The sequence below is a fragment of the Roseateles sp. GW821-FHT09G09 genome (genome assembly GCF_059415965.1).
In genome coordinates this window covers 457510-472608 of record NZ_JBWKOG010000005.1, presented here as the reverse complement: position 1 = coordinate 472608, position 15099 = coordinate 457510, and the positions used below count along the sequence as shown (strand labels likewise).

Annotated in this window: 13 protein-coding genes; all 13 read left to right on the top strand. The window is 62.9% G+C overall.

Annotation, left to right across the window (positions count from 1 at the left end):
* Positions 1-8: 8 nt before the first annotated feature.
* The 13 genes from AC07O8_RS16170 to AC07O8_RS16110 all read left to right on the top strand — a co-directional run bounded on the left by AC07O8_RS16170 (position 9) and on the right by AC07O8_RS16110 (position 15072).
* A complete protein-coding gene (locus AC07O8_RS16170; RefSeq protein ID WP_495048998.1) occupies positions 9-632 on the top strand; it encodes a sugar dehydrogenase complex small subunit in 624 nt (207 codons plus the stop codon).
* Positions 629-2260 carry a GMC family oxidoreductase gene (locus tag AC07O8_RS16165; RefSeq protein ID WP_495048997.1) on the top strand — a complete coding sequence of 544 codons (1632 nt, stop codon included), beginning with the start codon at positions 629-631 and terminating at the stop codon, positions 2258-2260. The genes AC07O8_RS16170 and AC07O8_RS16165 overlap by 4 nt, the downstream gene beginning before the upstream one ends.
* A 283-nt stretch (positions 2261-2543) precedes the next feature.
* Positions 2544-4325, top strand: coding sequence for a glycoside hydrolase family 16 protein (locus AC07O8_RS16160; protein WP_495048996.1), 1782 nt, complete (start codon positions 2544-2546; stop codon positions 4323-4325).
* A gap of 215 nt (positions 4326-4540) precedes the next feature.
* The gene (gene bufA2 / locus AC07O8_RS16155) at positions 4541-4828 is read left to right on the top strand and encodes a BufA2 family periplasmic bufferin-type metallophore (RefSeq protein ID WP_297525446.1); all 288 of its coding nucleotides are present in this window, start codon (positions 4541-4543) and stop codon (positions 4826-4828) included.
* A gap of 7 nt (positions 4829-4835) precedes the next feature.
* Entirely contained in the window at positions 4836-5711 is an 876-nt protein-coding gene (gene bufB, locus AC07O8_RS16150) for an MNIO family bufferin maturase (RefSeq protein ID WP_495048995.1), read from the top strand.
* On the top strand, positions 5708-6544 hold the full coding sequence (locus AC07O8_RS16145) for an HvfC/BufC N-terminal domain-containing protein (protein WP_495048994.1): 837 nt from the start codon (positions 5708-5710) through the stop codon (positions 6542-6544). Before bufB ends, AC07O8_RS16145 begins: the two co-directional genes overlap by 4 nt.
* Before the next feature lie 134 nt (positions 6545-6678).
* Positions 6679-7722, top strand: a complete 1044-nt coding sequence (gene dctP, locus AC07O8_RS16140; RefSeq protein WP_495048993.1) for a TRAP transporter substrate-binding protein DctP — start codon at positions 6679-6681, stop codon at positions 7720-7722.
* A complete protein-coding gene (locus AC07O8_RS16135; protein WP_495048992.1) occupies positions 7706-8293 on the top strand; it encodes a TRAP transporter small permease in 588 nt (195 codons plus the stop codon). Before dctP ends, AC07O8_RS16135 begins: the two co-directional genes overlap by 17 nt.
* Complete coding sequence (locus AC07O8_RS16130) at positions 8290-9651, top strand: TRAP transporter large permease (protein ID WP_431287913.1); 1362 nt, start codon at positions 8290-8292, stop codon at positions 9649-9651. Before AC07O8_RS16135 ends, AC07O8_RS16130 begins: the two co-directional genes overlap by 4 nt.
* 670 nt (positions 9652-10321) lie before the next feature.
* On the top strand, positions 10322-11521 hold the full coding sequence (locus tag AC07O8_RS16125) for a reverse transcriptase domain-containing protein (RefSeq protein ID WP_495048991.1): 1200 nt from the start codon (positions 10322-10324) through the stop codon (positions 11519-11521).
* 839 nt (positions 11522-12360) lie between these two features.
* The gene (locus AC07O8_RS16120; RefSeq protein ID WP_495048990.1) at positions 12361-13281 is read left to right on the top strand and encodes a DNA-processing protein DprA; all 921 of its coding nucleotides are present in this window, start codon (positions 12361-12363) and stop codon (positions 13279-13281) included.
* Positions 13282-13416: 135 nt separating this feature from the next.
* On the top strand, positions 13417-14277 hold the full coding sequence (locus tag AC07O8_RS16115; protein WP_495048989.1) for a DUF2971 domain-containing protein: 861 nt from the start codon (positions 13417-13419) through the stop codon (positions 14275-14277).
* A gap of 360 nt (positions 14278-14637) precedes the next feature.
* Positions 14638-15072, top strand: coding sequence for an acyl-CoA thioesterase (locus AC07O8_RS16110; protein ID WP_495048988.1), 435 nt, complete (start codon positions 14638-14640; stop codon positions 15070-15072).
* Positions 15073-15099 lie beyond the last annotated feature (27 nt).

Genomic DNA, 15099 nt, shown 5'->3' with positions numbered 1-15099 from the left:
AGCCCTCCATGATCCATGAACACGATCCCTCGCAGACCTTGAGCCGCTCGCTCTCGCGCCGCAGCCTGCTGGAGATGGCCTCGCTGGCCGGGACCGCGCTGGCCCTGGGCGGCGCCGGGCTGCTGGCCGCGCGGGAAGGTCTCGCAGCGACCGCCGCCAGCGCCGCCGGCACCGCTGGCGCGACACCCGCCGCGGCCGCGCTGCCGGTCACCGACTTCCTGCGCCTCTCGGTCTTCCTGACCGGCGGCCAGCCGCTGGATGCGACGCTCGCCGGCCGCTACCAGGTGGCGCTGGCCAAGCGCGATCCGCAGTTCGGCGACAGCGCCCGCGCGCTGCTGGCGCTGATCCGCAGCACCCAGGCCGCGACCGTCGAGCAACTCCTCGACACGCCCGAGTTCCAGGACACGCTGCGCGCGGCGACCACGCGCATCGTCTCGGCGTGGTATCTGGGCATCGTCGGCCAGGACGCCGACGCCGAGCTGATCAGCTACGCCGAAGCGCTGATGTACCGCCCGACCAAGGACGTGCTTGTGGTGCCGACCTACGGCGCCGGCCCCGATTCCTGGGGCGACAAGCCGGGCGTGACCACGCCTGTGACCCCGGCCGCAACCAACGAACGCAAGACCGCATGAGCACACAGTACGACGCCGACCTGATCGTCATCGGGTCCGGGGTGATGGGCGGGCTGATCGCCAGCCGCGTCGCCAAGGCGGGCAAGTCCGTCATCATTCTCGAAGCCGGTCCGCGCGTGCGCCGCGCCGACATCGTCGAGACCTTCCGCAACGCGCCGGTGAAGCTCTCGCTGGCCAACATGAAGCTGCAGGGCGCGGGGTCCCCGTTCCCGAATCCGCCGCACATCCCGTCGACCTACGGCGACTACCTGCGCCAGACCGGGCCGGTGTCCTATCCGACCAAGTACCTGCGCGTGGTCGGGGGCACGACCTGGCACTTCGGCTCGGCGCTGTGGCGGATGATCCCGAACGACTTCAAGCTCAAGTCGCTCTACGGCCGCGGCCGCGACTGGCCCATCGGCTACGACGAGCTCGAGCCCTACTACTGCCAGGCGGAATCGGAGCTGGGCGTGTCCGGCGTCGACGGCCAGGACGAGAGCGGCCACGGCGGCGAGGCCAGCCCGCCGCGCTCCGAGCCCTTCCCGATGAAGCCGCTCAACGAGCCCTACTTCATGAAGCGGGTGGCGGAGATGCTCAAGCCCGGCGGCTACCACCCGGTGATCGAGCCGCATGGCCGCGCGTCGCGCCCCTACGGCAACCGGCCGGTCTGCGCGGGCAACAACAACTGCAACCCGGTCTGCCCGATCGGCGCGAAGTACGATGGCTCCATGCACATCGACGTCGCGGAACGCGCCGGCGCGAAGCTGCTCGACAACGCGGTGGCCTATCGCATCGAGGCGGGTCCGGACGGCAAGATCACGCGCGTGCATTACAAGAAGCCGGACGGCAGCTCGCATGCGCTGACGGCGCGGCACTTCGTGCTGGCGGCTTACGCGATCGAAGGGCCGAAGCTGCTGCTGATGTCGACCTCGGAGAAGTATCCGAACGGCATCGCCAACTCCTCCGACCAGGTGGGCCGCAACCTGATGGGGCACACCGGCATCAGCATGAACATCATGATGAACGAGGATGTCTGGCCGGGGCAGGGCCCGACGGAGCTGCTGGTCTACCTGAACTACCGCGACGGACCGTTCCGCAAGGACATCCCCAGCTACAAGACCAAGTTCCGCAACACCGTGACGACGCAGCAGATCGCGTCGGAGCTGCTGGCCAAGGGCGTGATGGGCGCCAAGCTGGACGAGGAGATCCGCAAGCGCTCGGCGCGCTCGCTGAACGTGGCGGTGGACTTCGAGACCGAGGCGCAGCCGCAGAACCGCATCGTGCCGAGCAAGACGCACAAGGACGCCATCGGCATCCCGGTGCCGGAGATCTACTACAGCGTCAACGACTACTGGAACGCGGGCCGCGACTTCGCGGTCAAGGATCTGGAGCGCATGGCCAAGCTGATGGCAGCGGACGTCCTGAAGATGGACACCAAGCACCAGGACCGCCAGCACATCATGGGCACGACGCTGATGGGCGACGATCCGAAGGACTCGGTGGTGGACCGCGACTGCCGCACGCATGACCATCCCAACTTCTTCATCGCGGGGACGGGCGTGATGCCGTCGGCCTCGTGCATGAACCCGACGCTCACCGGCGCGGCCTTGAGCCTGCGCATCGCGGACACGCTGCTGAAAGAAATCTGACCGGCCAATGAGATCCGCCTGCCGCAGGCTGGCGTGTCCGTCCGGGCCTGCGCGCCCCGATCCTTCCGGGCCGCGCGCCGGCCCCCCAGCGCCCACCGCTGCTTTCAAGCCGTTGCAATCCAAAACCCCAATTTTATGAAAGCGCTTTCAGAATCCGGGTTTCTTGCCTAGGATGGTTGGCGCAGGAGACAAGTCACGGACCTGGACGAGCGACGACAGAGCGCTGGCCGGACCGCGCCCATCGGTGCCCTGCACACACCATCGACACCTCTTGGAGACATGAATGGGATTGCAGAACCGCTTCGACGCGCAGGGACTCCTGCGCGCTACCGCGCTGGGCTTGTTGGTCACTGCCGCCGCGCAGGCCGACGCCAGCGTGACCAACCCGACCATCGGCCGCCTGTTGTGGTCGGAGGAGTTCAACGGGGCCTCGTTGAACACCTCGCTCTGGACGCCGTACGACGGCAACGGCTGCCAGATCAACCTGTGCGGCTACGGCAATGCCGAGCTCGAGTACTACAGCCCGAACAACCTCTCCATCGCCGACGTGCCGTTTGAAGCCGGCACCCGTGCGCTGGCGATCCGCGCGCTGAGGCAGACCATCGGCAGCAACGAGTTCACCTCGGGCAAGCTCGACACCTTCAACAAGGTGCAGGTCAAGTACGGGATGATCGAGATCCGCATGGCGACGCCGCAGCTGCAGACGGGCCTGTGGCCGGCGGCCTGGCTGCTGGGCACCAGCCCGCAGGTCTGGCCGCGCAAGGGCGAGATCGACATCGCCGAGCTGGGCCACAAGTCCTCGGCCTGGGCCGCCGCGGGCGCGCCGGGGCCGGACTACTTCGTCGGCGCCAACGTGATCACGTGGGCGCAAGCGGCCTGCGTGCCGGGCAATGAATCGTGCGCGGCATCGACGGCGTGGCAGACCAAGAACTGGTACAAGCCGACGACCTCGTTCGCGAACCGCTTCGTCAAGTACCGCTTCTACTGGACCGAAAGCCAGATGCGGTTCACCGTCGTCGACAACGACGGCGAGCACGACATGTACGACCAGCCGCTGCCGGTGAACACGGACGCCTTGCGCGCGCCGTACTACTTCCTGCTGAACCTGGCGGTCGGCGGCAATTTCACCGACGCGGCGAATCCCTCGCAGGTGACGGCGCCGCTGCCGGGCACGATGTACGTGGACTACGTCCGCGTGTACGAGCTCGACGGCAAGGGCGAGGTGAAGCTGGGCAACCAGACGGTGCCGGAAGCGGCGGGCAAGTTCGGCGTGTTCACGGACAACACGGCGATCAGCAACAAGCTGGTGGCGGGCAGCACGTCCGACATCTTCCTGTGGAACGGCGCGTCGACCGGCGCGGGCAACATCCAGCCGGCCGAGGGCACCAACGTCATCGCGTGGAGCTACAACACGCCGGGGCAGTGGTTCGGCGGCGGCATCCAGGCGCGCCAGCTGCGTGACCTGACCAACTACCGCAACGGGAATCTGAAGTTCAAGATCAAGATCCCGGCGAACGTGTCGTTCAACATCGGCATCGGCGATACCTACACCAACCAGAACTGGGTCAATTTCCCGGCGAACACGACGGCCTTCGGCCTGGTGCGCAATGGCGAATGGGCGACGGCGACGGTGCCGGTGTCGACGCTGATCGGACCGAAGGTCGCGCTGCAGTCGATCGCGGACATCTTCATGTTCTCGGGCGACAACACCAAGCTGCCGGCGCAGGCCTTCCAGTTCGCGATCGACGACGTGTACCTGGACACGGGAACGACGACGCCGACCGATCCGAACCCGCCCACCACGCCGACCACGCCGGATGGCATCAGCCAGCCGACGGCGACGACGGTGAAGTTCTCGCAGGCGACGGGCACCTGGGCCGACGTGCATTACACGGTCAACGGCGGTGGCCAGCTGAACGTGCGCATGCTCAAGGAAGGCAGCGGCAACGCGTACACGGTGTCAGGTCTGAAGAAGGGCGACATCGTGCGCTTCAACTTCACGTACTGGGATCCGGCGCGCAACGGCGCGTATGACACGGCGCAGCAGAGCTACACGCTGAAGTGAGCGTTTGAACCGGGCGCCTCGGACCCCTCCGAGGCGTTCCATACGAACGATGTCTGGTCATAGAGCCGCCTTCGGGCGGCTTTGTCATTGGGCCTCGGACAAAAGAAATTTTCCGGGCGCTGTAACCTCCGCCGTGGTGGCTACGAATAGAAGGGTGCGGAACGCGCAGGAGCGCTCCGCTTCATCAACCTGAACCTTCTTTCGGAGTGCACCCCATGATCACCAAGACCCAATCCGCCGCCCTGGCCGCTGCCGCCGCCCTGTTCGCCCTGTCCGTCCAGGCGGCGCCCGCCCCGCAGGGCAGCAGCGGACTGGCCGTGGCGGCCAGCGACAAGGTGCATTGCTACGGCGTGCACGAGTGCAAGGGCAACGCGGACTGCAAGACCACGGAGAACGCCTGCAAGGGCCAGAACGCCTGCAAGGGTCACAGCTTCAAGGGCATGGACGCCGCGTCGTGCCTGAGCGCCGGCGGCACGATCGGCGATCTGGCCGCGAAGAAGTGACCCCGTGATGCCCGCGAAGCCCGGACCCGCATCGCGCGTCGCGCAGACCAGCCCGGGCTTCGGCCTGGGTCTGCGCAGCACGCACTATCGAGATTTCCTCGAGGCGCCCCAGCCGGTCGACTGGCTGGAAGTGATCTCGGAGAACTACCTCGTGCCCGGCGGCAAGCCCTTGGCCATGCTGGACGGCATCCGCGCGAAGGTTCCGATGGTGATGCATGGCGTCTCGATGAACCTGGGCGCCGTGGCGGGCCTGGACGCGGACTACCTGCGGCAGCTGGCGTCGCTGGCCCGTCGCGTCGAGCCGCTCTGGGTCTCCGATCACCTCTGCTGGACGGGCGTCCACGGTCGCCATCTGCACGACCTGCTGCCCCTGCCCTACACGGACGAGGCCCTCCGGGTGGTGGTGCGCAACATCGGTCAGGCGCAGGACGCGCTTGGCCGCCGGCTGGTGGTGGAGAACGTCTCCAGCTATCTCGACTACGCGGACTCGAGCCTGACCGAGGCGCAGTTCGTGGCCGAGGTCGCGCGACGTGCCGACTGCCTGCTGCTGGTCGATGTGAACAACATCCATGTGAGCGCGGTGAACCATGGATTCGATGCGCTCGCCTACCTCGATGCGTTGCCCGCCGATCGCGTGCAGCAGATCCACGTCGCCGGCCACAGCGACCACGGCGACCATCTGATCGACACGCACGACCAGCCGGTGGCCGAGCCGGTCTGGCAGTTGTACGCCGAGGCCCTCCGGCGATTCGGCCCGGTGGCGACGATGATCGAACGGGACGACCACATTCCGCCGCTGTCGGAACTGCTGGTGGAACTCGACAAGGCCCGCGTGATCACCGCAACCACCTGGCCCGGCGACGCCGGAAGGAAGGCCGCATGAACGCCATCGAGCAGTCCCTTCAGCCCCTTCAGTCCCTCCGGCGGCTGCAGCCGCTTCAGCCGCTGCAGCCACTTCAACTCCTGGACCTGCAGCAGTCGCTGCAGGCCTACCTGATCGGGCAACCCAGCCAGATCGACACCCAGCTGCGTCGTGGTCCCGGCATCTCCGCGGAGCGACGCTTGGACATCTACCACCATGCCTATCGCGCGCGGCTGCACGAGACGCTGGCGGACAGTTACGGTCATACGCGGCGATACCTCGGCGACGACTGGTTCGAGCGCGAGGCGCTGGCCTTTGTCGAACTCCGCGGCTCGCAGCACTTCAGCTTGCGCTGGTACGGGATGGACTTCGCCCGGTGGCTGTCGCAGCGGTGGCCGGACGACGGAGAGATCGCCGAGCTGGCCGCGCTGGACTGGGCGCTGCGCAGCGCGTTTGACGCCGCCGATGCGCCCCCGCTCACGATGTCCGACCTGGCGTCGCTGGCGCCCGAGGACTGGGCGGACCTGCGACTCCAGCTGCCGCCCAGCTACGCGCGCCTGACGCAGTCCTTCAACACACTCGCGCTGTGGCAGGCGCTCGACGGCGACGAGACGCCCCCGGCCGCGCAGCCGCTGGCGGTGCCGCTGGACCTGCTGATCTGGCGGCGCGGCCATTCCCCGCACTTCAGAAGCCTGGGCTCGCTCGAGTCCCAGGCGCTGAACGCCTTGTCGTCAGGTCGCACGTTCGCCGAAACGTGTGCAGATCTGGCCGAAGCGCAGCCCGAGCTGAACGTCGCCGCGGAACTGGGCCTGCTGCTCCGCCGCTGGGTGGACGAGGAACTGCTCGTGCGTTGAGCAGGCCCCTCAGGGTTAGCCCGCGATCCTTCCGTCGGCGGTAAAGGTCGCAACGCCAGGTTGATTGATCGCGCCGGGGGCCGCTTTGACACTCCGCCCGCATACCGCCACCCATGGCGGACCTGGAGACAAGCATGACCCTCACCCGACGCCAATGGATGGGTGCCGCCGCAGGCACTGCCGCAGCCGCCTGGCTGCCCACCGCGCACGCCCAGGCGGGCGCGCTGAAGATCTCGCACCAGTTCCCCAGCGGGACGCTGACCGAAGGCGACTTCCGCGACCGGCTGTGCCGCCGATTCGCCGCCGAGGTGGAAAAGCGCTCCGGCGGGGCGCTCAAGGCCGCGGTCTATCCGGGCTCGTCGCTGATGAAGACCAACGCCCAGTTCTCGGCCCTGCGCAAGGGCGCGCTGGACATGAGCCTGGTGCCGCTGTCCTATGCCGGCGGCGAGGTGGCCGAGACCAATGCCGGCCTGATGCCGGCGCTGGTGCCCAGCTACGAGCAGGGCGCGGCCTGGAAGACGGCGGAGGTCGGCAAGCTGCTGTCCAAGGTGCTGGACGACAAGGGCGTGATGATCGTGAGTTGGGTCTGGCAGGCGGGCGGCGTGGCCAGCCGCGCGCGGCCGCTGGTGACGCCCGACGATGCCAAGGGCCTGAAGGTGCGCGGCGGCAGCCGCGAGATGGACATGATGCTGAAGCAGGCCGGCGCGTCGGTCATCACGCTGCCGTCCAACGAGATCTACGCGGCCATGCAGACCGGCGCGATGGACGCCGCGATGACGTCGTCCACCAGCTTCATCTCCTTCAAGCTGGAGGAGATCGCCAAGCACCTGACCTCGGGCCGCGAGCGCACCTACTGGTTCATGCTGGAGCCGCTGATGATCTCCAAGGAGGTCTTCAACAAGCTGCCCAAGGCGCAGCAGGACATCGTCATGGGCGTGGGGGCCGAGATGGAGGTCTTCGCCCGCGAGGCCGCCAAGGCCGATGACAAGGCCGCGGCCGCGATCTATGCGAAGGCCGGCGCCAAGGTCTACGACATGGACGAGGCGACGCTGAAGAAGTGGCAGGTCATCGCGCGCGACACCGCGTGGAAGGACTTCGCCGAGAAGAACGAGTCCTGCGCGGCCATCCTCAAGGCCGCCCAGAAGCTGCTGTTAGGCCGGGATGAGCCACGGCTTTGAACTGAAGCCGGCCGTCGCGGGCATCGACCCCGACACGCCGGCCGCCCTGCTGCCGCTCGCCAGGCTGCTGCACGTCATCAACCAGGCGGTGGTCGTGCTGGGCATGCTGGCGCTGCTGGTGGCGTCCATCGTGCTGACCTACAGCGTCGTCTCGCGCTACGTGATGAAGGCGTCCACCGACTGGCAGGACGAGGCGGCGGTCTTCTGCCTGGTCGGGGCGACCTTCCTCAGCGGCGCCTTCGTCCAGTCCTTGCGCGGGCACGTGGGCATCGAGGCCATGGCCGGCCTGCTGCCGCGTTCGGTCAACCGCCTGCGCCTGGCGCTGGTGGACCTGATGTGCACGGCCTTCTGCGCCTTCTTCGCCTGGAAGTCCTGGACGCTGTTCCACGAGGCCTGGGTCGAGGGTCAGACGACCTCGTCGTCCTGGGCGCCGCCGCTGTGGATCCCCTACGGGCTGATGGCGATGGGCATGACGCTGCTGAGCTTGCAACTGCTGGTTCAACTGACCGCCCGCATCAACGGGCTCTTCAAGAAAAACAACTTGGCAAATCAATCGGGAGTGGGCGCATGAGCATGCTCGTCCTCGGCTCGCTGTTCGGCATCGTCACGCTGTTGTTCATGTTCTCGGGCGCGCCGATCGCGTTCGCGCTCGGCAGCGTGGCGGTGCTGTTCATGGCCCTCTTCATGCCGGCGTCCGCGTTGGACACGGTCACGCAGAACGTCTACGAGGAGATGGCCAGCATCACGCTGCTCTCCATTCCGCTCTTCATCCTGAAGGGGGCGGCCATCGGCAAGTCCCGCGCGGGGCAGGACCTGTACGCGGCGATGCACGTCTGGATGGGGCGCATCCCCGGCGGCCTGGGCATCGCCAACGTCTTCGCCTGCGCGCTGTTCGCGGCCATGGCCGGCTCCAGCCCGGCGACCTGCTCGGCCATCGGCAGCGCCGGCATCCCGGAGATGCGCAAGCGGGGCTACTCCCCGGGTTTCGCGGCCGGCATCATCGCGGCCGGCGGCACCTTGGGCATCCTGCTGCCGCCGTCGATCACGATGATCCTGTACGCGGTGGCGGCGGAGCAGTCGCTGGGTCGCTTGTTCCTGGCGGGCATCGCGCCGGGCGTGCTGCTGGTGGTGCTGTTCGCCGTCTACGCGGCGCTGCGCTATCGCAAGGAGTACGCGCTGGCGGAGGCCGAATACAAGCGCACGGGTGCAGCGTCAGCGCTGCTGTCGAAGGAGACCTTCACCACGCGTCAGAAGTTCGAGATGCTGCCGCGCGTCGTGCCCTTCGTGCTGCTGCTGATCGGCGTCATGGTGGCGCTGTACGGCGGCTTCGCGACGCCGTCGGAGACGGCGGGTCTCGGCGCGCTGCTGGCGCTGGGGTTGATCGCGGTGATCTACGGTGTGTGGCGGCCGCGGGACGTGGCGCCCATCCTCACGTCGACCTTGAAGGAGTCGACCATGCTGATGTTCATCATCGGCATGTCGCTGCTGTTCTCGTACGTGATGAGCTACCTGCACATCAGCCAGGCGGTGGCGGAGTGGATCGTCGGCATGCACCTGTCCAAGTGGGTGCTGCTGGCGGCGGTGCTGCTGATGGTCATCCTGCTGGGGTTCTTCCTGCCGCCGGTCAGCATCATCTTGATGACCGCGCCCATCATCCTGCCGCCGCTGAAGGCAGCGGGGTTCGACCTGATCTGGTTCGGGATCCTGATGACGATCGTGATGGAGACGGGGCTGATTCACCCGCCGGTGGGGTTGAACATCTTCGTGATCAAGAACATCGCGCCGGATATCGACCTGAGGGACATCATCTGGGGCGTGCTGCCGTTCGTCGTGCTGATGCTGCTGGCGGTGCTGTTGATTTGCATCTTCCCGAGCATCGCGACGGGGTTGCCGGATTTGGTGATGGGGAAGGTGGTGGCGGGGCATTGAAGATGAACCAACAGTCGTAGTGGGCCTACGTCCACCGCGTGTACCGGGCACATCGACGCGATCGCCGCGTCGATTGTTCGACGACCAATACTGATTTAATATCCAGTCGTGTTCGGGGCTCCATGGCATCACCGTGGTGGCCGCTGAACGGCGAACCTCGGCCGGCATGTGCCACGCGCCCTTGGGCGGGGAGCACTTGTGCCAGCGCCGGGCTGTCTGCCTTGCTTCTCGAAGCAGGCGACGCCAAGGCGACGTGCGAGGTGCAGCCCCCTGTCCCCAATAAAACTTGGGGGGCTGATAGAAGCCGTGAGGCGGACCGCTGGAACGGTGAGGCGGAGCTCGGAGCATCGCGTCGGCGGCCCCGCGGGGCCGAGCAAATCGCGATGAAGGGGCATGTCTCCCTGTCCATGAACGTGCAACTGCACATGAAAGGGATGTTGATGAGATCTGTCGTTCTTCTTTGCGCGGTGCTGGGCGTCGCCACGGAATCACCGTGGTGGCCGCTGAACGGCGAACCTCGGCCACAATGTGCCACGCGCCCTTGGGCGGGGAGCACTTGTGCCAGCGCCGGGCTGTCTGCCTTGCTTCTCGAAGCAGGCGACGCCAAGGCGACGTGCGTTATGCGGGCTGGATGGGGACCTTGTAGTGGCCGGCATGCTGAAAACTCCGCATGAGCAGATCTGCGCTTCATGCGCTCTCGGATAAGGCACACCTATCCCAAGCGTGGTCGGAGTTGGCTGGCCCAAAACGGCGGCTACCGTCTTACCGACGTTTCGACCTGCTAGGCGAGTCGCTTGAATCCTTTGAACGGCGGCGCGACCAAAACCTCAAGGAATTGTCGGCAGACTTGCGAGAGGGGCGATACAGGTTCAACGATTTGGAGCCGGTTTTCGTTCCAAAAGCTAACGGCAAGCAACGGCTTATATGTGTACCTCCGGTTAGAGATCGGCTGGTGCAGCGTGCGATCCTCAATGTCTTGCGCCCACGATCAGGATGGATGGCTAACGGCGTGAGCTATGGATTTGTCCCCGACCGATCTGTGGTCGATGCGGTCGACGTTGCTGTCGCGCTACGTGCAGATGCTCCATGGGTGTTCAAGACAGATATCGCTGCGTTCTTTGACAACATCGACCGGCAGTTGCTTTGGCCTCTGGTCGTTAAGCGAGTACGGCAGTCGTCACTGCTGCCGCTGCTTAAATCCGCAATAAACTGCGAGATCCGCACTTCAAGCGAGGCCGAGCTCGCAAAGTTAAGGAAGATCGGCTTAAGACGCGGCAGAGGCGTGCGCCAGGGAATGCCGCTATCCCCCTATTTCGCGAATGTGATGCTTGAGCCATTCGATTTAGCTTGTGAAAGTGCTGGTCATAGCGCATTGAGATATGCCGACGACCTTGCATTCTTTGCAAAAACAGAAGCTCTTGCACGGGACTGTGAGCGATTCTGCCGAGAGCAGCTTCTGCAACTGGAGCTAAATATTCCCGACTTGGGTGCCGCGAGTAAGAGCCAAATCTATGCCCCGCATGAGGCTGCTGAATTTCTGGGCGTTGAAATAGTGCGGGGCGATGCGGGCTACTCACTCCGCATCTCATCGCGGCAAATGGACTCCATCAAAGGGCGTATCCACGCCCTGGGGAGCCTGAGCGAGCTTCGAGTGCGAAACCTTGACATCACTCGCTTCGGAAATGCGCTCCAGGCGACAGTTAGATCTTTTGCGGCCGCATACGAACATTGTTCGAACTTGCCCGACCTACAGCAGCATCTTGAAGCTTGTCGGGAGAATGCGATCAGGACTGCCGTGAAGTCGCTGGGTGTCAATGTCGATGCGTTGAGTCGCGATGCGCGTTGGTTTCTGGGATTGGAACTGAAGTGATGATCGAACAGTCCGCAGCTCACGCCTAGTGCGGAGGCGACCTGTCCTGGAGACCTGCTCGTGTAGAGCGGCGCTCAAAGCGGTAACGGGGACGTCCGCCTGATCGCAGTCATGCCGAGCGGCTTTGTTCGGCCGCTCCAAGGCTGTGACAAGGATGCGGGCCGGCAGATGCGACCGCGCCACGCAGTTGTTCGCCAGGTGGGCATTCTTCACTAATGGCTCTACACTGTTTTCCTGCGCCCATAGAGGCGAGGGAGGCAGTGTGACGACATCATTCAAAATTTCTCAGTTTCCCTATTCCATCGATTGCGTGATGCTTTCTGAGTACCACGTCTATTGGCTAAATAGAGCCAATAAAGTAAAGAATCCAAAATGCGATCGACATTCAAAACTCATTTTATCGCTGAAGGATCCAGCTAATCGGGACCACGCGACAGCCGTTCGACATTTTTCGCAAGCGGTAGGTGCGGCATTGCGACAGTGGCGACTCCCGCTCTCAGAATTTGTTGTGGTACCTGGGCATTCGGCAGGCTCTCGATCACCCGGCCTGAGCGAGGTAGCCCGGAATGTGTGTTCTAACGATAAGAGGATTCAGTTTAGAGAAGGCTCGCTATCACGGACTAGAACAATCGATAAATTGTCGAATGGCGGTAACCGCGCTCTTGATGTGCACATGCGGAGTTTGCGATACAGTCATCATGCGCTAGCACCAGCCCAGAAAATCATCTTGGATGATATCGCTACAACTGGGAACTCATTGCTGGCAGCACACAGACTCATCATGGCGGAGGCTCCTGGAGCCTCCGCCTTTGCTTTGGTACTTGGTAGGACGGCAGATCATGACTAACTCAGTCGAAGCGCAGCTGGCCGTTGCATCTTTAGGATTGATGAGGTCAAAGCGGAGTAGCCCCGGTGCAATCCGTGCCCTACTTGAAACGTTTGCTCGCACTCAGCCTGAATCCGATTCAATTAATGCATTCTTGGATCATGCAGGAATACCTCCGGCTGAAGTGAATGGGAGTGTTGCCCAAGCTCGCGCAGACATTGAACGTGGTCTAAATGCTGGAATTATTCCTATACTGATCGGTTCTAATGCGTACCCGAGAGCGCTGCAATTAATTTCAGACGCGCCTCCGATTATATACGCACGAGGGAATCTCGAATCCTTCACAAGGCTGCCTGGAATTGCCATAGTGGGCACGCGAAACGCAACGCCTCACGGATTGCGTATTGCCGAACGTATCGCAGCCCATGTTTCCTCTCAAGGCTGGTGTGTGGTTAGCGGACTTGCACTGGGCATTGACGCTGCAGCACATGAAGGGGCCCTCAAGGGAGTCGCTCCCACCATAGCCGTTCTAGCTCACGGTCTAGAAAAGGCGAGTCCCCGCGCCAATGAGCCACTGGCTTTGAGAATTCTTGACCATGGGGGGCTATGGGTTTCTGAACACCCGTTTGGCACTTCGGCTCGTCCCGAATACTTCGTGCAACGAAATCGTATTCAGGTAGGGTTATCTGCAGCCTCTGTGATCGTGGAAGGAGCGCTGAAGAGCGGTTCCATGACGCAGGCTGAATACTGTATCCGGTACAGGCGAGATCTTTTCGCCGTGGTTCCAGATTCTGCTAGCGCCGTCTCTACCCAAAGCGTCCTGCCGCGCATGCTTGTCCGTGATCGCGGCGCCAAGGCAATCCAAACGTTGAGAGACTATCCGACGTTACTTGAGGTTGCCGCGAACCGGGTTGCGGAGCTCCGGCAGGATTGACCCATTTTGAGCGCGGGTTCGGAAAGCTTCTTTCTTTGAGACAGTGGCATACATAGTCCATGTCTTTTCAGGAGTTTACTAAGATCGCCCGGTTATGGAGTGTCGTAGCGCCAAACTTTCAATGTGGCTTAAGCAATGAAAACGCCAAATTCATTATTCAAATTTGTCGCTCCTGAGCGCGTTGACATTCTACAGAATGGGGTGATTCGATTTACGCCACCGATAGATTTTAATGATCCGTTTGAACTCCGCCCTCGAATCACTCATTTAACAAGGGAGTGGGTCGACAAGGGGTCAACTGCATTGGGATCTGATGAGCCAATTGACGATGCCGATCGAGACTTCTCCCTCGCACGTTTTCATAGGCTTGCAGAATATTCTTCGATCGTGTCCGCACGCGCTAGCGAGTACGGAGTGCTCGCGCTAAGCGCTTCTTACGACATTAGCGAAAACCCATCTTTGATTGTTGGACATCAAGGCGATCCAAGAAATAATCTATTGATGTGGGCGCATTACTGTAGTAGCCACAAAGGATTTGTAATTGAGTTTTCTTGCGGTGCTTTTGGCATACGTGCGGAACAGGTTGTCTATCAATCTCAGCGACCGCAGCAAACTTTCGAGGAAATTCAATCCGACGAATTCTCAAACTATCTTGCGAAGAGCCCGGAGTGGGCCTACGAGAATGAGTGGAGAATCATTAGAAAGTTACGTGACGCCGACGTTGACAATGGCCGTGGGATCCACCTCTTTAGGTTCGATCCGGAAGGCGTAAGGTCGATTACTGTTGGTTGTGCCGCATCTCCGAATACTTGGGATGAAATACGTAGAATATTGCGCTGTGGTAAATATAAAAATGCCCAATTATTCCGCGCAAAATTAAGCGATAAATTATTTTCTCTTGAATTCGATGAAACCATTTTGAATGGCAATCGCGAGTGGTCTAATTCGAATCATTCAAATGATGTCGTGATTTCTGTTCAAAAAAGGCCTAGATAAATCTCTGCGATTTTCGATTGTGCAGTCGGACCTACAGATGCACGCTGCTTTTCGAATGGCGTCCGAGCATGTCGGAAAGGTCGATGGATTTCAAGCGCGCATGAGTCCGCGGTACGTATTAAAGAAGATGCGCGCATAGAAGGCTTGCGAGCGATAACGTGCAGCCAGTCGTTTCGAAAGTTTCAAGAAACCCTAACGGGGCTGCGCCAACGGGCTGCAATCGTCGACTCCTTTCAACACCGCGAGGTTTACAACCTTCGCAAACGCCCCCGCTTCCCTTCGCAACCCTCCGCAACTTCATCGTTGCCCGTCGGCCCATCCGCTGCGAACATTGTGAACTTCCCCATTTCACAACCCGCAATGGACTGGCCTACCGCGCTGTCGAGCGCTTCTTCGACGGAGATGCTTCGCAGCGAGCTGGTGCTGCCGCGTCACGCGAACCACTACGGCACCCTGTTCGGCCCTGAAGCGCTCTCCTGGCTCGGCCAGAACGCCCACATGGTCGCCACGCGCTTCTGCCACCAGGACATCGTCATGGTGGCCGTGAAGGACGTGCAGTTCCTCGCCCCCGTCCCGGTAGGCTCGGTCCTCCACATCCACTCCCGCGTCTCCCGCGTCGGTGGCACCTCGATGACCGTCGAGGTCCACGCCCGCATCGACAATGCGGCCCCTTCCGACGTCCTCCGCGCCACCTTCGAGATGGTCGCCGTCGACGGCGGCAAGCCCTGCCGAATCACCCCTCGCACCGCGCCCGCCGGGCAGCCGCTACCCTCGATCCCATCGGGCCAGGCCTGAGCCTGCCCGTCCAGCTTCCCCCCAGAT